This window comes from Psychromonas sp. KJ10-10, from assembly GCF_047323245.1.
GTDB lineage: Bacteria > Pseudomonadota > Gammaproteobacteria > Enterobacterales > Psychromonadaceae > Psychromonas.
In genome coordinates this window covers 912,780-936,051 of sequence record NZ_CP178826.1, presented here as the reverse complement: position 1 = coordinate 936,051, position 23,272 = coordinate 912,780, and the positions used below count along the sequence as shown (strand labels likewise).

Genomic DNA, 23,272 nt, shown 5'->3' with positions numbered 1-23,272 from the left:
TTCCCTAAATGCATATCTAACTCATTAACTAGACCTAGTTTGCTAATAAGATCTTTATCGAAATCGCCCTGAAGAATAACGACACTGCAACTTTATGTCTACTGCCACAGCATAATACCTAGTTGATTTAGCTCATCAACCTACTAAGCCCAAGATTTTAACAAAAATTTGCGACTAGTTTTGCATCTTCAATAGGAACGGGTATAAAATTAATTCCTAACCTTGAACATGTTGGAGGCACCTATGTTTAGCGAAAAAACACGACAAGAATTAACTTATTTGTTAGGTGAAAAGCTAACCGAAGCCGGTTTAGTGAGTTCAACAGCAGAATCCTGCACTGGAGGTGGGGTTGCATATGCAATCACCGAAGTGCCTGGTAGTTCTTTATGGTTTGACCGCAGTTTTGTTACCTATAGTAATGATGCAAAAATGCAGATGTTATCCGTTGATAAATACCTCATTGACAAATATGGTGCCGTTTCCGAACAAGTTGTCGAACAAATGGTCGCTCATGCCGTCAAATACTCTGAAGCCGATATCAGCGTAGCTATCAGTGGCATTGCCGGACCAGATGGTGGAAGTGATGAGAAACCGGTTGGTACAGTCTGTTTTTCTTGGTATAACGCACGCGGTAATAGTAAAACACAAACCTATAATTTTGTTGGTAATCGACAAGAAGTACGCTCACAAGCAATCCGCTTAGCGTTAATAGGCCTCATTGAAATAGTGTAATTACTCTGCCACCATTAAAATGAGCATTTTTCAACGCGGAAGTAGGCTTAAATAGCGACGCCCTGAGTAAATACAAAATAATTTTATAAATATAACTTGATACTGTATAAATCAGCAGTATACTGTTTGCATACACAGTTAAATTGAATAACTAATTATCTGGAGATAATATGAGTCAGGATAAAAATAAAGATAAAGCATTAGCAATAGCACTTGGCCAAATTGAAAAACAATTTGGTAAAGGCTCAATTATGCGTTTGGGTGATGGCTCCGCAACAATGGAGATTGACTCAGTATCTACTGGCTCATTAGGTCTAGACGTTGCACTTGGCATAGGCGGTTTGCCCTACGGACGTGTTGTTGAAATCTATGGTCCTGAAAGTTCAGGTAAAACAACACTAACACTACAAGTGATTGCACAAGCACAAAAACAAGGCAAAACCTGTGCCTTTATCGATGCAGAACACGCACTGGATCCTGTTTACGCTAAAAAACTAGGTGTAAATATTGATGATTTGCTTATCTCTCAACCAGATACTGGTGAACAAGCATTAGAGATTTGTGACATGTTAGTACGCTCAGGTGCAGTTGGTGTGGTTATCGTCGACTCTGTTGCGAAAGACTAACACCTAAGGCAGAAATCGAAGGTGACATGGGTGACTCACACATGGGCTTACAGGCGCGTTTAATGTCACAGGCATTACGTAAGTTGACGGGTAATATTAAACAAACCAATACTATGTGTATCTTCATTAACCAAATTCGTATGAAAATTGGTGTTATGTTTGGTAACCCAGAAACAACAACAGGCGGTAATGCACTTAAATTCTACGCTTCTGTACGTTTAGATATCCGTCGTATTGGCGCTGTCAAAAATGGCGATGAAATTGTTGGTAATGAAACTCGTGTTAAAGTGGTTAAAAACAAAGTATCTCCACCCTTTAAACAAGCTGAATTCCAAATTTTATACGGTGAAGGAATTAATCAATTTGGTGAAATGATTGACCTTGGTGTCAAAAATGAACTAGTTGAAAAGGCGGGTTCTTGGTACTCATATAATGGTGAAAAAATTGGCCAAGGTAAGAGTAATGCCTGCAAATACTTCTCTGAGAACCCTGAGCAGGCGACAGAGTTAGATACAAAACTCCGTCAAATACTGCTTGCGAAACCAGAAGAAGCGACTAAAGAAGCGGCTGTTACTGAAGAGCTAGAATAATAATTCTGAGCTAAAGAATTAAAAAAAGGCGTGAAATATCACGCCTTTTTTATACCTGAATATTGTTGATCAAAGCTATAACACTTCTTACAGAAAAACTAGCAGTGCTCCATAAATGCAAAAACCGCAACAAGTGCGGTTTTAACGTTTTCTATCGTACAATAAAGGCTAATGATTAATTAACGAGTACCAAATACAACAATAGTTTTACCGTGTGCAGAAATTAATCCCTGCTCTTCTAACATTTTTAGAATACGTCCTACTGTTTCACGAGAACAACCTACAATTTGACCAATTTCTTGACGGGTAATTTTTATCTGCATACCATCTGGATGAGTCATTGCATCAGGTTGTTTAGCAAGATCCAATAAAGTATTCGCAATACGACCTGTTACATCTAAAAAGGCCAAGTTACCTACTTTTTGACTTGTTATCTGTAGACGATTTGCCATTTGATTAGAAAGACGCATCAAAATTTCAGGGTTTACTGTAATTAATTGTTGGAATTTCTTGTAAGAAATTTCAGCTACTTCACAGGGAGTTTTTGCTTTCACAGAAGCACTACGAATAGGATCTTCTGCTTTATCAAATAGACCTAATTCACCTAAGAAATCACCTTGATTCAAATAAGATAGAATCATTTCTTTACCATCTTCATCTTTGATAACAACAGCAACTGAACCTTTTACGATGAAATATAGAGTATCTGCTTTTTCACCGGCATGAATTAACATGCTTTTCGCTGGATATTTATGAGTATGACAATGCGATAAAAACCATTCTAATGTTGGATCCGTCTGTGGTTTAGTGATGATCATTGAACTTCCTTAATCTGTATTGAATAGCTAAAAGGCTATCTCTCGTTGTTATTAATTCAACAGGAGCTAAATGACAGTGCTGTCATTAATAATAGTAATTGTATCTCTTTTTACGTGTACTCGTTAACATTAATGACTCAATGTTCTTTTGTAAATTAGACCTTTGTCAAAAAGTAACAACATTTTTTAAGCAAAAAGATTATTTTAATCTAAATCTATTCTATTTAAGTAAAAACTACCATATAAATTAACTAAATAACACCCAACTATTCATTCATTTGCATATTAAACTGTTGTTTAGTAATAAGAGTAATGCTTTCTGATAACTCTGAATAAAGGATCAGAACCTCACCAGATTTTATCTGCGATAAGACTTTTTTGCATTTATCTTTAAGTGAAAACTCTACTTCTCCATAATCTGTACCTTCACGTAAAATGAAAGATTCAACTAAATTATAAAGTGTTTCATTATCAATAGATTGATATGGGATAAGCATAGAGTATAAGACCGGTTAAATTAATTATTATATCAGCTAATTAAAGGAATATTACATAACAAATAAAGCATAAAAATAACTGTTTTAAGTATGCTCTATAAAGTACTTAGCCAACCTTATTTAACTCATATCAAGGTTTTTTAGAAATTATCAGCTACAATTAAAACATTAGTTTAATACACTGTTGAAAGGAATTTTTATGAAAAAACTGATTATCGCATCTGTTATTTTAGCATTACCAAGTTTTGTATTTGCAGGTGATATCGGCGCAGGTAAAGCAAAATCAGCAGTGTGCGCAGACTTGCCATGGCGCAAATGGCGTTTCGGTTGCCCCTATTTATCCAAATTTAAACGGGCAAAAGGAATCTTATTTAGTTGGGTCATTAAAGGCTTATAAAGCAGGTCAAAGAAAAGGTGGTATGTCTGCCATTATGGTTCCTCAAGCAATGAATTTATCTGATGTTGATATGGAAGATTTAGCGACTTTTTACGCTTCACTTAAATAAATACAGCACGAACTAATTCCCTCAATCATGCCATTTATAAAATAAGTGGCATTGGTTAAGCTACTAGCTCAATACTTTTTAAAGAAATTATCCAGTAACGAGCTTTTAGCTTCGAACAGCAATACCTAACGCTATACCCCCCATAAGCTTTAATTTGAGCTTTAAGCTTACAATTACAGTATCTAAGCTACAGACTCGAAATTCTTAAAGAAGCGATGTAGTCGCGAGTGACGAGCATTTAGCATCAAATAGCAATATCTACTCCAACTGTTCTCTCAGTTCGCAATTACAAAACCTAAGGTGCAAACTCGAAGCTTCAGACTCGTCGCTTGTAACTTTTCTACAGGCATAAAAAAAGAGCGCCTAAGCGCTCTTCTAATATTGTTCTTTAAAATTATCGATTATTCGATGATTTTAGATACAACTCCAGCACCTACCCAATATTGTGATAGCGCCACCTTCATAGTTTTTCTTCAGGCATAAAAAAAGAGAGCTTAAGCTCTCTTTTTTGTATTGCTTAAAATCTAAGAGTAATTATTACTCGATGACTTTAGAATCTAGCACCTACATTCTTTACCGTATAGCGCCACCTTCATAGTTTTTCTTCAGGCATAAAAAAAGAGAGCTTAAGCTCTCTTTTTTGTATTGCTTAAAATCTAAGAGTAATTATTACTCGATGATTTTAGATACAACACCAGCACCTACAGTACGGCCACCTTCACGGATAGCGAAACGTAGACCTTCATCCATTGCGATTGGACCAATTAGGTCAACAACGAATTTAAGGTTATCACCAGGCATTACCATTTCAACACCTTCTGGAAGCTCTACAGCACCAGTGATGTCAGTTGTACGGAAGTAGAACTGTGGACGGTAACCTTTGAAGAAAGGAGTGTGACGACCACCCTCATCTTTGCTTAGGATGTACACTTCACCTTCAAATTTAGTATGTGGAGTGATTGAACCAGGCTTAGCTAGTACTTGACCACGTTCGATTTCTTCACGTTTAGTACCACGTAAAAGAACACCAACGTTTTCACCTGCACGACCTTCGTCAAGCAGTTTACGGAACATTTCAACACCAGTACAAGTAGTTTTAGTAGTTGGTTTAAGGCCGATGATTTCAACTTCTTCACCAACTTTAATGATACCACGTTCAACACGACCAGTTACAACAGTACCACGACCTGAAATTGAGAATACATCTTCAATTGGTAGGATGAATGGTTTGTCGATATCACGCTCTGGAAGCGGGATGTAATCATCAAGAGCTTGTGCTAGTTCAATGATTTTTTCTTCCCATTCAGCTTCACCTTCAAGTGCTTTAAGAGCAGAACCTTGAATTACTGGTAAGTCATCACCTGGGAAATCATATTCAGAAAGAAGTTCACGAACTTCCATTTCTACTAATTCTAGTAGCTCTTCATCATCAACCATGTCACATTTGTTCATGAAAACAACTAAATGTGGAACACCAACTTGACGAGAAAGTAGGATATGCTCACGAGTTTGTGGCATAGGGCCGTCTGTTGCGAGCAACAACAAGAATACCACCATCCATTTGTGCAGAGCACCAGTGATCATGTTTTTAACGTAATCGGCATGTCCTGGGCAGTCTACGTGTGCGTAGTGACGAGTTTCTGTATCGTACTCAACGTGAGAAGTAGAGATTGTGATACCACGTTCACGTTCTTCAGGAGCATTATCGATAGATGCGAAATCTTTAGCAATACCGCCGTTTACTTTAGCAAGTACGTTAGTGATAGCCGCAGTTAGAGTTGTTTTACCGTGATCGACGTGGCCAATTGTACCAACGTTTACATGCGGTTTATTACGTTCAAATTTTTCTTTAGACACAGTGTGTACCTTCTTATTCAGTTAATACCTATCCACGTGCGATCACATGGAGAAGCGATAGTTTAGTTTATTTTTTATTTAGCTTCAATAATTGCGTTAGCTATTTTTTTAGGAGTATCAGCATATTCTAAAAATTCCATAGAATACGATGCACGGCCTTGCGTTGCAGAGCGTAATGCGGTTGCATAACCAAACATTTCAGCAAGCGGTGCTTTAGCATGGATAATCTTAACGCCACCAGGGCCATCCCCCATGCCTTCTACCATACCGCGACGACGATTAAGGTCGCCTACAACATCACCCATCCAGTCTTCTGGCGTGGTAATTTCAACTTTCATCATTGGTTCAAGTATTGTTGCATCAGCTTTCAATGCGCCATCTCTGAACCCTAACATTGCCGCAACTTTAAAAGACATTTCTTGCGAATCTGTTTCGTGGAATGAACCACCAATCAGCGTTGCTCGAATATCAAGCATTGGATAACCCGCTAACACACCTTGGTTCATTTGTTCTTCACAGCCTTTGCTAATAGCAGGGAAGTATTCTTTTGGAATAATATCACCCTTACTAATTTCATTAGCAAATTCAAAACCAGCACCAGCCTTAAGCGGTTCAAGTTTTAAAATGACGTGGCCATATTGGCTCGGCCCTTCGCCTTGACGAATAAATTTACCTTCGATTTCAGCCGTTTGACGGATGGTTTCGCGGTATGCTACCTGTGGTTTACCCACGTTACAGTTAACACTAAACTCACGTCGTAATCTATCTACGATAATGTCTAGGTGAAGTTCACCCATACCAGAGAGTAATATTTGCCCAGTTTCTTCATTTGTTTCAACACGGAATGAAGGGTCTTCTGTCGCTAACTTTTCAAGTGCTATAGTCAACTTATCTTGGTCAGCTTTTGTTCTAGGCTCAACCGCAATTTGTATAACTGGCTCAGGAAAGTCCATGCGTTCAAGGATCACTTTATTATCAACATGACATAACGTATCACCCGTCGTGACATCTTTAAGACCGATAGCGATCGCGATATCGCCCGCTCGAACCTCTTTGATTTCATTTCGGTCATTGGCGTGCATCTGTACGATACGGCCAAAACGCTCACGTTTCTGTTTTACTGAGTTATAAACATGATCACCTGAATTTACTACACCTGAATAAACACGCATAAACGTTAACGTCCCCACAAATGGGTCAGTTGCAATTTTAAATGCAAGCGCCGCAAAAGGTGCGTTATCATCAGCTGGACACTCAATGTCATTCTCACGTTCGTCGATGCCTGTAATAGCGAACAACTTCCGTAGGAGACGGCAAGAAATCAATCACTGCATCAAGTACTGCTTGAACGCCTTTATTTTTAAAGGCACTACCGCAAGTAGCTAATACAATTTCATTATTTAACGTACGTTGACGTAAACCTTGCTTGATTTCTTCGACAGAAAGTTCACCTTCTTCAAGGTATTTTTCCATCAGTTCATCGTTGGCATCAGCCGCTGCGTCGAGAAGTTCTTCGTGTAGCTCCTGTGCACGTTCTAATAAGTCCGCTGGAATATCGTGATATTCAAACGTCATACCTTGATCGGCATCATTCCAGTTAATTAACTTCATCTTAATGAGGTCAATTACACCACTAAACTCTTCCTCTGCACCGACATTTAAATGAATCGGTACACAAACTGCGCCTAAACGGTCGCGAATTTGCTCAACAACAGCTTCAAAATCAGCGCCTGTTCTATCCATCTTGTTTACAAATACAATACGCGGAACGTGATATTTGTTTGCTTGACGCCAAACAGTTTCTGATTGAGGCTCTACACCTGATGAGCCACAAAATACAACCACAGCACCATCAAGCACACGCAATGAACGCTCAACTTCAATAGTGAAGTCTACATGTCCAGGTGTATCAATAATGTTGATATGATGCTTTTCAAACTGACCTTCCATACCAGACCAGAATGTTGTCGTCGCGCCGGATGTGATAGTGATACCACGCTCTTGCTCCTGCTCCATCCAGTCCATTGTTGCTCGCACCGTCATGTACCTCACCCATTTTGTGAGATAATCCAGTGTAGAACAAAATACGTTCAGTCGTTGTTGTTTTTCCTGCATCGACATGAGCAACGATCCCGATATTTCGGTATTGCTCAATAGCTGTAATCCGTGCCAAACTGATATCCTTTAAATACTAATAATTAATTTTTAAAGCAAAAACACAAGCAAAAGCTTGCGTTAAGATCCTACCAACGGTAATGAGCGAATGCTTTGTTAGCATCTGCCATGCGGTGAACGTCTTCACGTTTCTTAACCGCTGAACCTTTATTATCTGTCGCATCTACTAGCTCACCAGCTAGACGTAATGCCATTGATTTTTCACCACGCTTACGAGAAGCTTCAACTAACCAACGCATTGCTAACGCATTACGACGAGAAGGGCGAACTTCTACAGGAACTTGGTATGTTGAACCACCAACGCGACGAGATTTAACCTCTACGCTTGGGCGGATGTTTTCTAGAGCTACTTCAAAAAGGTCTAATGTCGCTTTCTCAGTTTTTTGAGAAGTCGCTTCTAGAGCACCGTATACGATTTTTTCTGAAATAGATTTTTTACCGTCAACCATTACAACGTTAACGAATTTTGCAAGAATTTCCGATCCGAACTTAGGATCTGGAAGTACTTTACGAGTAGCTATGACGCGTCTTCTTGGCATCTTATATCTCCGTGCGCTTCAGGATTTTACCCAAAACATATTAAATTAAAATAGTGTTTGTTTGGCCTTACTTACGGAAGAACTTAAGACTTAGGTCTCTTAGTACCGTATTTAGAACGACCTTTACGACGATCCGCAACACCTGAAGTATCAAGTGCACCACGAACTGTGTGGTAACGAACCACCCGGTAAATCTTTTACACGACCGCCACGGATCAAGATTACACTATGCTCTTGCAAGTTATGGCCTTCACCACCGATGTACGAAGTAACTTCGAAACCGTTAGTAAGACGAACACGAGCAACTTTACGCATCGCTGAGTTAGGTTTTTTTGGTGTAGTAGTATATACACGAGTACATACACCACGTTTTTGTGGACACGCTTCTAACGCAGGAACATTAGTTTTTTGAACTTTGTCCTTACGCGGTTTGCGTACCAATTGTGAAATTGTTGCCATTATTAAATAGCTCCTAGTTGTGTGTGAAAAATCAAACCCTATAATTTAGGGTCGCAAGAGTTTACGCTGCTTATAAATAGGAGTCAATAATTAAGCAATTAGGATTGTGATCACAGAAAAAAGAAAGGAGAGACGCTTTAAAGCCAGAATGCTGGAAGGCTAGAAAGCGGAAATGACCTTCAAGCTTATAGCCTTATAGCCTTATAGCTTTTTTTACCAAGCCATTTGACTTTTATGCTCTGCAACCAGAGTAACAAAATCATTATAACTACATTTATCACCAATTAGATTATCAATACCACGTGCAATGAGGTCTGAGGTAAGAACTTTTAATCGACCTTGGTCAGCCAGTTTATTTAACTCGTTAAATAAACTATGTTTTGCCTGTGATGCTATGACACCATCCTCTAACAAAAGCAGTGTATCTGCATCATTTAATAGAGATAAACATTGCTGTAAAGCAAGTGTTTGGAAGGGCGATGTATTTAAGGTATGTAATATAGACATTTAAAAGCTTAATAACTGATCTTGAAGAGAAAGGAATTTTTTAAATTGAGCATTGTTTATAACTGTTGCTTCAATGAGTAGTGCTTCTTTTTGAATTCCTCGTTGCAATAATGACTGTTCACAGACATAAATATTTTCTACATCATACAAATCAAGCATTTTAAAAAGAGGTTGGTAATGCTTCTGTAAAGAGCCATCAGTAATATGGTTAGCAACTAACTGGTACACGCCATCATCGATAAAAAACACTGACAATGATTCATTAAAAGCTGACATCGCAAGCGTTAAATCAAGAGATTCTCGCCCCTGTGCATTACCATGTGGCGCACATTTATTAATAATGCCTATTTTTTTCACTCATTTAAATTGTACCAAACGGTCGGATTTTGCACTCAATTCAGCTAATTGACCTAAACCACTTAATAAAAAAGGTGCTTTTAAATTAAATTGATGTAGCGATAACTGTTGTGCTTCTTCTTCATTAACGATGCCCCGACGCAAAGCGGCAGAGACACATACTTCTAAGGGAAACTGATATTGCGTAGCTAATGCGACCCAAAGTTCAGTTAAATTAATTTCATCACTAGCAGGGCTAACAAGCATAGAGGCATTTAACACCCCTTCTTGATAAAAAAAGACTCCAACGATTTCATGTCCTGCTTTTACAGCATTAGCGCAAAATTGATAAGCACTACTCGCCCCCTGTGTTCCATAGGGTGCACCGGAAACGATCACTGCAAATTTTTTTGGAATCTTAGGCATTTTTACTTTCTTATTGGTCTGTTACAGGTTTAAGCAACAACAGCGATTGCTTCAACTTCAACTAATACGTCTTTAGGTAGGCGCGCAACCTCTACACATGAGCGTGCAGGTGCATTTTCAGGAAAATATTTTCCATAAACTGCATTAAAAGCAACAAAGTCATTCATATCTTTAATAAAACAGGTTGTTTTCACAACTGTTGAAGCAGATGCCTTCGCTTCTTCCAAAACAGCAATCAGGTTTTTCATCACTTGTTCAGTTTGCTCTGTAATACCACCTTCAACTACTTCCATCGTTTCTGGATCAAGTGGAATTTGACCAGAAGTATATAGTAGGTTACCAATTTGATTTGCCTGTGAGTATGGGCCAATTGCTCGCTGGTGCATTTTCTGTTGAAATGATTGTTTTTGTAGTCATTGTGTTTAAACCCTAATTAATTAAATTTTGTTGCACTATATTGAAGTAGAAAACGAGGAAAAACAATAGGGGCGAGATAAAAGGCTTAAATGCTGGAAAGCTAGAAAGCTAGAAAGCTGGAAAGCTAGAAAGCTAGAAAGCTAGAAAGCTGGAAAGCTGGAAAGCTGGAAAGCTTTTGCCCTCTAGCCTTCTATCCTTATGGCCTTAAGGCCTTATAGCCCTACAGCCTTATAACCTTCCGGCTTTTACTTCAGGCATAAAAAAAGGTGCCGAAGCACCTTTTTATTACTTAAAGCTTTCCGGCTCGAAGCCTTCTAGCTTTTTAAGCTGATGTTATTCACCAAAATCAACTGCGTTTAATAGATCCGCAAGATTTTGTTCAGTCGCGTCGATATCTACTACTGGTTCAATCGGCTCTGGCTCAAGTGCTTTCAGTTTATCAACTGCACGCGCTTTATGATGAGCAAAACCAGTACCAGCTGGAATCAAGCGACCAACGATAACGTTCTCTTTAAGACCGTGTAGTTTGTCACATTTACCTGCAACAGCGACTTCCGTAAGAACACGTGTTGTTTCTTGGAAAGATGCGGCAGAAATAAATGATTCCGTTGCCAATGATGCTTTAGTGATACCTAATAATTGGTAATCAAATTTAGCTGGTTGCTTACCTTCAGCTTCTAAGCGACGGTTCTCAATTAGAACACGTACTACTTCAGCTTGTTCACCAACTAAGAAGCTAGAATCACCAGAATCAGTGATCATACCTTTACGTAGCATTTGATTAACGATAACCTCAATGTGTTTATCATTAATTTTTACGCCTTGTAAGCGGTAAACTTCTTGTACTTCGTTAGTGATGTAGTTAGCAACTGGGCTAATACCACGTAAGCGTAAGATATCATGTGGTGACTCAGGACCATCAGAAATAACCTCACCTTTTTCAATCTTCTCACCTTCGAAGATGTTTAGATGACGCCATTTAGGGATCATTTCTTCGTAAGTACTGCCATCAGCTTGAGTGATGATCAGACGTACTTTACCTTTAGTCTCTTTACCAAATGATAATGTACCTGATACTTCAGCCAATATTGCGAAGATCTTTTGGAAGACGTGCTTCAAACAAGTCAGCAACACGAGGTAGACCACCGGTAATATCACGTGTTTTCGAGCTTTCCTGTGGAATACGAGCAACCGCATCACCAACCTTCACTTCTGCACCATCTTCAAGACTAACAATCGCGTTAGCAGGAAGTGTGTATTGTGCGACAACTGTAGTACCTGGGATAAACAGGTCATTACCATCGAAATCAACAAGTTTAGCTGTTGGACGCATTTCTTTACCAGCACTTGGACGCTGTGCAGGATCAATAACAACAATACTTGATAAACCAGTTAGTTCATCTGTTTGTTTCTTAATTGTGATCCCTTCAACGAAATCAAGGAATTGAATCTTACCTTCTACCTCAGTGATAATCGGATGCGTATGCGGGTCCCAGTTAGCGATAACTTCGCCAATTGCGATATCTGCACCATCTTGCTTCTCAAGTATCGAACCGTAAGGTAATTTGTGATTCTCTTTGGTACGACCTAGTTCATCAATAATAGTTAATTCTGTTGAACGAGATGTTACAACTACTTTATTGTCAGAGTTAATAACAAATTTAGCATTATGTAACTTGATCTTACCGCCATTTTTAACAGCAATGTTATTTTCAGAAGCAAGACGCGATGCAACGACCACCGATGTGGAATGTACGCATGGTTAACTGAGTACCAGGTTCACCGATTGACTGTGCGACCATTACACCGATTGCTTCACCTTGACCAACAACATGTCCTCGAGCCAAGTCACGACCGTAACAAGCAAGACAAGCACCAAAGTCTGTATTACAAGTAATAACTGAGCGAACCCAAATTTGGTCAACAGAACATTCTTCGATAAGGTCACACAGTTTTTCGTCAAGTAAGGTATTACGAGCAAGTAATACTTCTTTTTTCGTTCCTGGCTTGATAACGTCTTGAGCAACAACACGACCAAGTACACGTTCACGTAACGGCTCAACAATATCACCACCTTGAATAAGTGGTTTAATGAGCAGACCTTCTGTACTTCCACAATCTTCTTCAGTAATTACTAAATCCTGTGCAATATCAACAAGACGACGAGTTAGGTAACCCGAGTTTGCTGTTTTAAGTGCGGTATCGGCTAGACCTTTACGTGCACCATGCGTCGAGATGAAGTACTGAAGTACGTTTAGACCTTCACGGAAGTTCGCTACGATTGGCGTTTCGATGATAGAACCATCAGGTTTTGCCATTAGACCACGCATACCAGCAAGCTGACGTATTTGTGCTGGGCTACCACGAGCACCAGAGTCGGCCATCATGTAAACACTGTTAAATGATTTTTGTTCTACGTATTCGCCCTGTGCATTTTCAACTTGATCCGTAGATAAGTTGTCCATCATAGATTTAGCAACTTGATCGTTGGTACTTGCCCAAATATCGATCACTTTGTTATAGCGCTCACCCGCTGTTACAAGACCAGCTTGGAACTGTTCGTAGATTTCAGAAACTTGCTCTTCTGCTTCATCAACTAATTTTTTCTTAGCATCAGGAATAACCATATCATCGATACCAACAGAGGCACCAGATAATGTTGCATATTCAAAACCTGTGTACATCAATTGGTCTGCAAAGATAACTGTGTCTTTGATACCTAATAAACGGTAACAAGCATTCAGTACGTTAGAGATTGCTTTTTTACCCATATCTAAATCAACGTGCGAGAAAGGCAGGCCTTCTGGCATGATAAGCGATAGAATTGCACGACCCACTGTCGTTTCAACAATTTCTGTCGTTTGAGTACGCGATTTATCATCAGCAATATGAGTTTGTGTCATACGTACTTTGACGATTGCTTGCATGTCCACAACACGTGCACGGTAAGCTTTTTCAACTTCCTTAGCATTCTGGAACCACATGCCTTCACCCTTTGCGTTAATTTTAGAACGCGTCATGTAGTAAAGACCTAATACAACGTCTTGCGATGGTACGATAATCGGTTCACCATTAGCTGGTGAAAGGATATTATTGGTAGACATCATCAGAGTACGAGCTTCAAGCTGTGCTTCGATTGTTAACGGTACGTGTACCGCCATTTGGTCACCATCGAAGTCGGCGTTGTATGCCGCACATACTAAAGGATGAAGCTGAATCGCTTTACCTTCGATAAGTACAGGTTCAAATGCTTGGATACCTAATCTATGAAGTGTTGGTGCACGGTTAAGTAGCACTGGATGTTCACGGATAACTCCTTCTAGGATATCCCAAACTTCACCACCTTCACGATCTACTAATTTCTTAGCGCCTTTAATCGTTGTCGCTAAACCTAATGCTTCTAATTTTCCATAAACAAACGGCTTGAATAACTCAAGTGCCATTTTCTTAGGAAGACCACATTGGTGTAAACGTAGTGTTGGACCAACGGTAATTACAGAACGGCCAGAGTAATCTACACGTTTACCTAGTAAGTTTTGACGGAAACGACCTTGTTTACCTTTGATCATATCTGCAAGCGATTTAAGAGGACGCTTGTTTGATCCAGTAATTGCACGACCACGACGACCATTATCTAATAATGCATCCACAGACTCTTGTAACATACGTTTTTCGTTACGTACGATAATGTCTGGTGTTGCAAGATCTAATAGACGTTTTAGACGGTTATTACGGTTAATAACACGACGGTATAAGTCATTTAAGTCAGAGGTAGCAAAACGACCGCCATCTAGTGGTACTAGTGGACGTAAATCAGGTGGAAGTACAGGTAGTACTGTTAAAATCATCCACTCTGGTTTATTAGAAGACTCATTAAATGAATCAACTAATTTTAGACGTTTAGTTAATTTCTTACGCTTTGTTTCTGAATTAGTAGTTTCTAACTCTTCGCGCATTTCAGCGATTTCATGGTCAAGATCAAGCTGTTTTAATAATGCAAAAACTGCTTCAGCACCCATTAATGCTTCAAATTCATCGCCCCATTGCTCAAGCATGTCTAGGTATTCTTCTTCAAGAAGAATTTGACGGCGCTCAAGGTCAGTCATACCAGGCTCAACAACAACGAAAGATTCGAAGTAAAGAATACGTTCGATATCACGAAGTGTCATATCAAGCATTAAGCCGATACGAGATGGTAATGATTTAAGGAACCAAATATGCGCAACTGGAGATGCTAATTCGATATGACCCATGCGGTCACGACGAACTTTAGACTGTGTAACTTCTACGCCACACTTCTCACAGATAACACCACGATGTTTTAGGCGCTTATATTTACCACAAAGACATTCATAGTCTTTGATTGGACCAAAGATACGCGCACAGAAAAGACCTTCACGTTCAGGCTTGAAAGTACGGTAGTTAATAGTTTCTGGTTTTTTAACTTCACCAAAAGACCAAGAACGGATTTGCTCTGGCGATGCTAAGCCAATTTTAATGCCATCAAATTCTTTGGATTTGTTTTGTCGCTTTAAAAACTTAAGTAAGTCTTTCACGCTACTCTCCCATAGGAGTTAAAACTAGGCGCCTTGGGTAATAAGACGCCACATATTTTTAACTAAAACGAATCTTAGTTTGCCTCATCAAGCTCAATGTTAATGCTTAATGAACGGATTTCTTTCAACAATACGTTGAATGATTCAGGCATGCCTGGTTCCATTCTATGGTCGCCATCAACGATGTTTTTATACATCTTAGTACGACCGTTAACATCATCTGATTTAACAGTTAGCATTTCTTGAAGCGTATACGCCGCACCAAATGCTTGTAGTGCCCATACTTCCATCTCACCGAAACGCTGGCCACCGAACTGAGCTTTACCACCAAGTGGTTGCTGAGTAACAAGACTATAAGAACCGGTAGAACGCGCATGCATTTTATCATCAACTAAGTGATTCAATTTCAGCATGTACATGTAACCAACGGTTACAGGGCGTTCAAACTCTAAACCAGTACGTCCATCAGTTAATTGTAACTGACCAGATTCTGGTAAATCAGCCATTCTTAATAATTCGCGAATTTCAGATTCATGTGCACCATCGAAGGCAGGTGTCGCAATTGGTAAACCTTTGTATAGGTTTTTAGCCAAGCGTAATACCGCTTCATCATCGAAATCATTGAGATCAACATGACAAGGCGCATCACCAAATGAATACATTTTTTGTACAAATTCACGTACTTTTGGCATTTCAACTTCACGTTGGTCTTTGATCATACGCTCAAGTTTTTCACCAACACCTTTACAAGCAAGGCCTAAGTGAGTCTCAAGAATCTGACCGATATTCATACGTGATGGTACACCCAGTGGGTTAAGTACGATATCAACCGGTACACCAAACTTATCGTGTGGCATATCTTCTACAGGAACGATGTTTGAGATAACACCTTTGTTACCGTGACGACCAGCCATTTTATCACCTGGTTGTAGGCGACGACGTACTGCTAGGTATACTTTAACGATTTTTTGAACACCAGGTGCTAAATCATCACCCTGTGTAATTTTACGACGTTTAAGATCAAACTCTTTATCGTAATCCGCTTTAACAGCATCATATTGACTAATGATTTGATCTAAATGTGTTTGTTTTTCTTCGTCATCGATAACAACTTCTAACCACTGTGCACGAGGCATTTGTAGTAAACGTTGCTCATCTTGGCCTGCGCCAATTAAGATGCTTAATGCTTTTTCGAAAATCGCATTTTCAAGGATTTTGAATTTTTCATTCAAATCTTTCTTAGCGACTTTCAATTGCATTTCTTCAATTTCAAGTGCACGTTTATCTTTCTCTACACCATCACGAGTAAAGACTTGAACGTCAATTACTGTCGCGTAAGTTGAGTTAGATACACGTAGAGAGCTATCTTTAACATCAGACGCTTTCTCACCGAAAATAGCACGTAATAATTTTTCTTCTGGTGTTAGTTGTGTTTCACCTTTAGGTGTCACTTTACCAACAAGAATATCACCAGGTTTAACTTCAGCACCAACATATACAATACCAGATTCATCTAGTTTGCTTAATGTCGCTTCACCTACGTTAGGGATATCGGCAGAAATTTCTTCGCTACCCAATTTAGTTTCACGTGCAACACATGAGAACTCTTGGATATGAATAGTAGTGAAACGATCTTCTTGCGATACACGCTCAGAAATTAGGATCGAATCCTCAAAGTTATAACCATTCCAAGGCATGAAGGCAATCTTCATGTTTTGACCAAGTGCTAAATCACCCATATCTGTTGATGGGCCATCTGCTAACACATCACCACGAACGATTGGCTCGCCTGGTTTACAGGTTGGTTTTTGGTTAATACAAGTATTCTGATTTGAACGCGTGTATTTAGTTAAGTTGTAGATATCGATGCCCGCTTCACCAGGAAGTAGCTCTGCATCATCAACTTTAACAACGATACGTGACGCATCAACGTAATCGATAACACCGCCACGCTTAGCGATAACTGTTACACCTGAATCGATTGCCAAGCGACGTTCAATACCTGTACCTACTAATGGTTTATCAGCACGTAAAGTAGGAACAGCTTGACGTTGCATGTTTGCACCCATTAAGGCACGGTTAGCATCATCATGTTCAAGGAATGGAATTAGTGACGCGACAACAGAGATAATCTGTTGTGGTGACACATCCATATAATCAATATTTTCAGGTGCCATGAAGGTTGTTTCACCTTGATGACGACATGGAATTGATTCTTCATTTAATAAGCCATTTTCATCAACGCTTGCAGATGCCTGTGCGATAACGAACGAACCTTCTTCAATAGCAGATAGGTAATCAACTTGCTCCGTTGGTTTTCCGTCTACTACTTTACGGTAAGGTGTTTCTAAGAAACCGTAATCATTTGTACGAGAGAAAGTCGCTAGTGAGTTAATTAGACCAATGTTTGGTCCCTCAGGCGTTTCAATTGGACATAAACGACCGTAGTGGGTTGGATGTACGTCACGTACTTCAAAACCAGCACGTTCACGTGTTAAACCACCTGGGCCTAAAGCAGAAATACGACGTTTATGTGTTACTTCTGATAACGGGTTATTTTGGTCCATGAACTGAGACAGTTGTGAAGAACCAAAGAACTCTTTAACAGCAAGAGAAATAGGTTTAGCGTTAATTAGATCTTGAGGCATAGTTGCATCAAGGTCACCTAATGATAGACGCTCTTTAACAGCACGTTCAACACGTACTAAACCAACACGGAATTGGTTTTCAGCCATTTCGCCAACACAACGAATACGACGGTTACCAAGATGGTCAATGTCATCAACAATGCCATTACCATTACGGATATCAATCAGTGTTTTCATTACACTTAGGATATCTTCATTAGATAATGTACCAACACCTAAATCACCATCAATACCAACACGACGATTGAACTTCATACGTCCCACTTTTGATAGGTCGTAACGTTCTTCAGCAAAGAATAGGTTTTGGAATAAACCTTCTGCGACGTCTTTTGTTGGTGGCTCACCTGGGCGCATCATACGGTAGATTTCAACTAGTGCTTCTAAGCGATTAGTTGAAGCATCAACACGTAGAGTATCGGAAATAAATGCACCACGATCTAATTCATTGGTGTAGATAACTTCGAATTCTTTGATACCTGATTGAGCAAGCTCAGCCAATAACTCTAGCGTTAAAATATCATTTGCATTAACAATGATTTCACCAGTTTCAGTACTGATGTAATCTTTCGCAGAGACTTTACCTTCTAAAAATTCTAGTGGTACTTCAATCTTGCTAACATTATCTTTTTGTAATTGCTTAATATGACGAGCAGTAACACGCTTGCCAGTCTCAACATACACTTTGCCACTGCTTGCAATATCAAAAGCAAATTGCTCGCCTCGTAAACGGTCAGCAATAAGATCCATTGAGATAACACCATCTTTGATTTCAAAGTGAGTTGTCTCAAAGAACATTTCAAGAATTTCTTCCGTTGTGTACTCAAGTGCACGCGAGATGATTGTCGCAGGTAGTTTACGACGACGGTCAATACGAACAAAAAGATTGTCTTTAGGATCGAATTCAAAGTCTAACCATGAACCACGGTAAGGAATAACGCGTGCGTTATAAAGTACTTTACCAGAACTATGTGTTTTACCTTTATCGTGGTCGAAGAATACACCAGGAGAACGGTGTAATTGAGATACGATAACACGTTCTGTACCATTGATAACAAAAGTACCGTTGTCTGTCATGAGTGGCATTTCACCCATATAAACTTCTTGTTCACGGATATCTTTAACTGTACCAGCTGGTGCATCGCGATCATAAATAACAAGACGTAATTTAACGCGTAAAGAAGCTGAATAAGTAACACCACGAATTTGACATTCTTTAACATCAAATACAGGCTCACCAAGACGGTAGCTTACATATTGCAGTTCTGATGTGCCGGAATAACTAGCGATAGGAAAAATACTGTTAAATGCGCCTTGTAGTCCTACTTCCCCAGTTAAATCGACTTCGATGAATCGTTTGAATGAATCTAGTTGAATCTCCAACAAGTATGGTTTTTCCATTACTTGTGGGCGCTTCCCAAAATCCTTACGAATACGTTTTTTCTCAGTATAAGAGTAACCCATGTGGTTCCTTTGCTCGCTGATAAGTAATCATAGCTGTCTGACCTAGCTTGTAGGCACTAATTTGTTCGACAACGGCGCACAATGTTTTGTCTTAATGATGCATTATATAACATCAACTTTAATGTCCGATGACCGTAAAAAACAATGAAAAATCACGGTATCCTATAGCGCAAAAAGGCCGGTGATTAAATAATCACCAGCCATTGCCATTTTCATGGCGAATAAGTTATGAAACTAACTTATTTAAGTTCAACAGTTGCGCCGATCTCTTCAAGTTCAGCTTTAAGAGCTTCTGCTTCTTCTTTAGTTGCGACTTCTTTGATTACTGTTGGGCAAGCTTCAACAGCGCCTTTAGCTTCTTTCAGGCCAAGACCTGTAGCGCCACGTACTGCTTTGATTGCTTTAACTTTGTTGTCACCGAATGCAGTCATTACAACGTCAAATTCAGTTTGCTCAGCATGACTTCGCCAGCAGAGAACTGGACCAGCAACAACTGCAGCAGTATCGCAGATACGCCGAATTTTTCTTCCATTGCTTCGATTAGTTCAACAACTTCCATTACTGATAATTCAGCAACTGCTTCAATGATTTGGTCTTTAGTTAGAGACATGAGTCAATTCCTACTTTAAAAAAATTAATAAATGACAGCGATTAAGTCGCAGATTCTTCTTTCTGGTCGCGGATAGCGACCAGAGTACGTACAAGTTTGCCAGCCGCAGCTTCTTTCATAGTAGCCATCAGTTTCGCAATTGCTTCGTCGTATGTCGGTAGTGTCGCTAGACGGTCGATTTGAGCGGCTTCAATGAATTCACCCTCAAATGCTAACCCTTTAACTTCAAACTTTTCATTTGCTTTAGCGAAGTCTTTTAAAAGACGCGTCGCTGCACCTGGATGCTTCGTTTGAAAATGCAAGGATTGTAGGACCAGTAAACGAGTCTGCTAGACATGCAAAGTCTGTATCTTTTACTGCAAGACGAGCTAATGTATTACGAACAACACGTAGGTAAACATTATTTTCGCGCGCTTTTGCACGAAGTTCAGTCATTGCACCAACTGTTACGCCACGTGAATCGGCAACAACAGCAGACAGAGCAGACTTGCGCTACTACATTAACTTCAGCGACAATAGCTTGCTTGTCTTCGAGTCTTAATGTCATTTGGTTTTACTCCTGGATTCCACTGGTTATTACACCAGTAAACACCCCCACAAAAATAAATGGGGCACTATTTCGGCAATCGGATCCAGTAGAATAATTCTTTCTGGGGTCCGGCACCATCTACGTAGGAAATTAAGTAAAAGAGTAATCTATCAAGCTCTTACACCTACGGTCTCAGAAGGGACCTAAGGCCCTCCAAAGTAAGGCGAAGAATTATATAGATAATTCCTCGTCTTGTATAGCAACAGTTTTACAATAAAATTGTGAACTGTCGCTACAAAAAATTACGCTACTACAGCATTAAGTGATGCTTGGTCAATTTTAACACCCGCACCCATAGTTGTAGATAAAGTAACTTTTTTCACAAAAATACCTTTTGCGCCAGCTGGTTTTGCTTTTTTAAGCGCAACAAGTAGTGCTTCAAGGTTTCCTTGAATTTGTTCAGCAGAGAATGATGCTTTGCCGATAGTAGAATGGATAATACCATTCTTGTCGTTACGGTAACGTACTTGACCAGCTTTAGCATTTTTAACTGCTGTTGCTACGTCAGGTGTTACTGTGCCAACTTTCGGGTTAGGCATTAGACCACGTGGACCTAAGATTTGACCTAATTGACCAACAACACGCATCGCGTCTGGAGAAGCAATTACAACGTCAAAGTCCATCACGCCAGATTTAACTTGCGCAACAAGATCATCCATACCAACGATATCCGCACCAGCTTCTGTTGCTTTTTCAGCATTAGCGCCCTGTGTGAATACAGCAACACGAACTTCACGACCAGTACCGTGTGGTAATACAGTTGCACCACGTACGTTTTGGTCACTACGACGAGAATCAATACCTAGGTTAACTGATACATCAACACTTTCGTTGAATTTAGCAGTTGCTAGTTTTTGAAGAAGTGCAACTGCTTCATTGATTTCGTATTCTTTAGTAGCGTCTACAGTGTCACGTACCGCTTTCATGCGTTTAGATAATTTAGCCATAGTATTAACCCTCTACTTCCAAGCCCATTGAACGAGCAGAACCCGCAATACAACGTACCATCGCATCAAGATCGGCACCCGTTAGATCAACTTCTTTAGTTTTAGCGATCTCTTCAAGTTGAGCAACAGTTACTTTACCCACTTTGTTTTTGTTAGGAACGCCAGAACCTGATTTGATACCAGTCGCTTTAAGAAGCAGGTAAGATGCAGGTGGAGTCTTAGTTTCGAAAGTAAAAGAACGATCAGAGTAAACTGTAATTACTACAGGTACTGGAGCGCCTTTTTCAATAGAGTCTGTTTTTGCATTGAATGCTTTACAGAATTCCATGATATTTACACCGTGTTGACCTAATGCAGGACCAACTGGTGGTGACGGGTTAGCCATACCAGCTGATACTTGCAACTTGATATATGCTTGTACTTTTTTAGCCATGATAATACTACCTATGTTTGGGTTTAACGCTGATTTTTAGTGTCAGCTTCCCGTTAAAAAATAAATGCTCGATTTTATCACTGAGTTAACAGCCAAATAAAAAAGGCGGCAAATTATATCAATAATCGACCGCCTTTAACAAGTTATTTTGTACTTTTTTTGAACTATAAAAAAGCTGTTAGCTGTCAGCCGTCAGCCGTCAGTTTAAATCGACTGCTAGTCCCCATAAATAAAGAGCTGGGAGGCTATTAAACAAAAAAGCGAAAGGCTTTATCTCAGAACATGAGAAAAAGCCTTTCGCTTAATTAACACCCGCAAATTTTTGCGAAGTGTCTTTTACTGAAAGCTGACAGCTATTAACTGACAGCTATTATTCCTAGTCTTTCTCTACTTGAGAAAACTCAAGATCAACTGGTGTTGCACGACCGAAGATAGATACAGATACTTTTAAGCGACTCTTATCGTAATCTACTTCTTCTACTGTACCGCTGAAATCTGCAAATGGGCCATCGATAACACGAACAATTTGACCAGCTTCGAATAATGTACGAGGACGTGGAGAATCAACAGATTCTTTCAAGCGATTCATAATGTTATCAACTTCTTTTTGTGAAATCGGCGCTGGACGCTCTTTTGTTCCACCAATGAAGCCCATTACACGGTCAGTATTTTTAACCAAATGCCAGCTTGCATCATTCATAGCCATTTCAACTAATACATAACCAGGGAAGAATTTACGTTCACTTTTACGTTTTTGACCTGCACGCATCTCAACCACTTCTTCGGTTGGCACTAAAATTTCGCCGAAATGTTCTTCCATTTCGTTTAATTTAATATGCTCGATTAACGTTTTTTGTACTCGACCTTCAAAACCAGAGAAAGCTTGTACTACGTACCATCTTTTCTTTTGTACTTCTTCAGACATATTAAACCCTTAAACTTAAATAGATGTGGTAATGAAAGCAACAACACGCACAAAGACGCCATCAAGACCCCAAAGTATTAAGCCAACAATTGTAGAAACTGCTAGAATAATAAGGGTTGTTTGTACTGTTTCTTGTCGTGTAGGCCAAACCACTTTACGTACTTCTAAACGAGAATCTTTTGCAAACTCAACAAAGGTTTTACCTTTTGCTGTTAACGCAGACCTGATAGCAATGCTAAAGCGCCCATCACAAGTAGTATTAGAACACGAGCAACAACATGCAACTGTTCTCCATACATGTAATTACCAACGATAATAGCGACTAATAAAATAATGGTGACAGCCCATTTTAGTCCATCCATTGAACTACTGCTGTTTTCGGTATTTGTTGCGTTCATAACTCATCTATCCAGTGTTAAATATTAATAATACTTATCAACAAACCAGCCAATAAGTACGGTAAAAAGCTATTAAAGCTTGAGACCTAAAAATAAAGCACGTCAGTATAAGGAGTTTTCTGCCTTTTGTAACGTGATAATCATGAGTTTTTATCAAAAAGTTGTTTTAAAGTCGGTAAACCTCGTTTTTATGCTTAATACCATGCTTCTACTTGATAGG

Annotated in this window: 13 protein-coding genes and 8 pseudogenes; 3 read left to right on the top strand and 18 right to left on the bottom strand. The window is 39.4% G+C overall.

Annotated features, from left to right (window positions below):
- Nucleotides 1–243: 243 nt before the first annotated feature.
- Nucleotides 244–732 carry a CinA family protein gene (locus ACLKMH_RS05375; protein WP_413701153.1) on the top strand — a complete coding sequence of 163 codons (489 nt, stop codon included), beginning with the start codon at nt 244–246 and terminating at the stop codon, nt 730–732.
- Nucleotides 733–902: 170 nt separating this feature from the next.
- Nucleotides 903–1,948: pseudogene (gene recA, locus ACLKMH_RS05370) on the top strand (recombinase RecA).
- A gap of 179 nt (nt 1,949–2,127) precedes the next feature.
- On the opposite strand, the gene crp reads toward recA, so the two are convergent.
- Nucleotides 2,128–2,766 carry a cAMP-activated global transcriptional regulator CRP gene (gene crp, locus ACLKMH_RS05365; protein ID WP_413701152.1) on the bottom strand — a complete coding sequence of 213 codons (639 nt, stop codon included), beginning with the start codon at nt 2,764–2,766 and terminating at the stop codon, nt 2,128–2,130.
- Between the two features lie 266 nt (nt 2,767–3,032).
- Nucleotides 3,033–3,263: a YheU family protein gene (locus ACLKMH_RS05360; protein WP_413701151.1), complete on the bottom strand. Its 231-nt coding sequence runs from the start codon at nt 3,261–3,263 to the stop codon at nt 3,033–3,035.
- Nucleotides 3,264–3,520: 257 nt separating this feature from the next.
- Between ACLKMH_RS05360 and ACLKMH_RS05355 the strand changes: the two genes are divergently transcribed.
- On the top strand, nt 3,521–3,769 hold the full coding sequence (locus ACLKMH_RS05355; protein ID WP_413702264.1) for a c-type cytochrome: 249 nt from the start codon (nt 3,521–3,523) through the stop codon (nt 3,767–3,769).
- Between the two features lie 669 nt (nt 3,770–4,438).
- Here ACLKMH_RS05355 and tuf read toward each other — a convergent pair.
- From tuf to secE, 16 genes and pseudogenes are all read right to left on the bottom strand, one after another.
- Complete coding sequence (tuf, locus tag ACLKMH_RS05350) at nt 4,439–5,626, bottom strand: elongation factor Tu (RefSeq protein ID WP_413701150.1); 1,188 nt, start codon at nt 5,624–5,626, stop codon at nt 4,439–4,441.
- Between the two features lie 74 nt (nt 5,627–5,700).
- A pseudogene (gene fusA, locus ACLKMH_RS05345) lies at nt 5,701–7,799 on the bottom strand (elongation factor G).
- A 70-nt stretch (nt 7,800–7,869) separates the two neighbouring features.
- The gene (gene rpsG / locus ACLKMH_RS05340; protein WP_413701149.1) at nt 7,870–8,340 is read right to left on the bottom strand and encodes a 30S ribosomal protein S7; all 471 of its coding nucleotides are present in this window, start codon (nt 8,338–8,340) and stop codon (nt 7,870–7,872) included.
- 83 nt (nt 8,341–8,423) lie between these two features.
- Nucleotides 8,424–8,799 (bottom strand): annotated as a pseudogene (gene rpsL, locus ACLKMH_RS05335) (30S ribosomal protein S12).
- Between the two features lie 213 nt (nt 8,800–9,012).
- The gene (tusB, locus tag ACLKMH_RS05330; RefSeq protein WP_413701148.1) at nt 9,013–9,306 is read right to left on the bottom strand and encodes a sulfurtransferase complex subunit TusB; all 294 of its coding nucleotides are present in this window, start codon (nt 9,304–9,306) and stop codon (nt 9,013–9,015) included.
- Entirely contained in the window at nt 9,307–9,663 is a 357-nt protein-coding gene (gene tusC / locus ACLKMH_RS05325; RefSeq protein ID WP_413701147.1) for a sulfurtransferase complex subunit TusC, read from the bottom strand.
- Nucleotides 9,664–10,068 (bottom strand): sulfurtransferase complex subunit TusD, encoded by a 405-nt coding sequence (tusD, locus tag ACLKMH_RS05320; RefSeq protein ID WP_413701146.1) that lies wholly within the window; start codon nt 10,066–10,068, stop codon nt 9,664–9,666.
- Between the two features lie 29 nt (nt 10,069–10,097).
- Nucleotides 10,098–10,485: pseudogene (locus tag ACLKMH_RS05315) on the bottom strand (RidA family protein).
- A 333-nt stretch (nt 10,486–10,818) separates the two neighbouring features.
- Nucleotides 10,819–15,041 (bottom strand): annotated as a pseudogene (gene rpoC / locus ACLKMH_RS05310) (DNA-directed RNA polymerase subunit beta').
- 74 nt (nt 15,042–15,115) lie between these two features.
- On the bottom strand, nt 15,116–19,150 hold the full coding sequence (gene rpoB / locus ACLKMH_RS05305) for a DNA-directed RNA polymerase subunit beta (protein WP_413701145.1): 4,035 nt from the start codon (nt 19,148–19,150) through the stop codon (nt 15,116–15,118).
- A 239-nt stretch (nt 19,151–19,389) separates the two neighbouring features.
- Nucleotides 19,390–19,760: pseudogene (rplL, locus tag ACLKMH_RS05300) on the bottom strand (50S ribosomal protein L7/L12).
- A 41-nt stretch (nt 19,761–19,801) separates the two neighbouring features.
- Nucleotides 19,802–20,307, bottom strand: a pseudogene (gene rplJ / locus ACLKMH_RS05295) (50S ribosomal protein L10).
- Nucleotides 20,308–20,591: 284 nt separating this feature from the next.
- The gene (rplA, locus tag ACLKMH_RS05290) at nt 20,592–21,296 is read right to left on the bottom strand and encodes a 50S ribosomal protein L1 (RefSeq protein ID WP_413701144.1); all 705 of its coding nucleotides are present in this window, start codon (nt 21,294–21,296) and stop codon (nt 20,592–20,594) included.
- A gap of 4 nt (nt 21,297–21,300) precedes the next feature.
- Nucleotides 21,301–21,729: a 50S ribosomal protein L11 gene (gene rplK / locus ACLKMH_RS05285; RefSeq protein WP_413701143.1), complete on the bottom strand. Its 429-nt coding sequence runs from the start codon at nt 21,727–21,729 to the stop codon at nt 21,301–21,303.
- Between the two features lie 376 nt (nt 21,730–22,105).
- Nucleotides 22,106–22,654, bottom strand: a complete 549-nt coding sequence (gene nusG / locus ACLKMH_RS05280) for a transcription termination/antitermination protein NusG (protein ID WP_413701142.1) — start codon at nt 22,652–22,654, stop codon at nt 22,106–22,108.
- 15 nt (nt 22,655–22,669) lie between these two features.
- Nucleotides 22,670–23,052 (bottom strand): annotated as a pseudogene (gene secE, locus ACLKMH_RS05275) (preprotein translocase subunit SecE).
- Nucleotides 23,053–23,272: the final 220 nt, after the last annotated feature.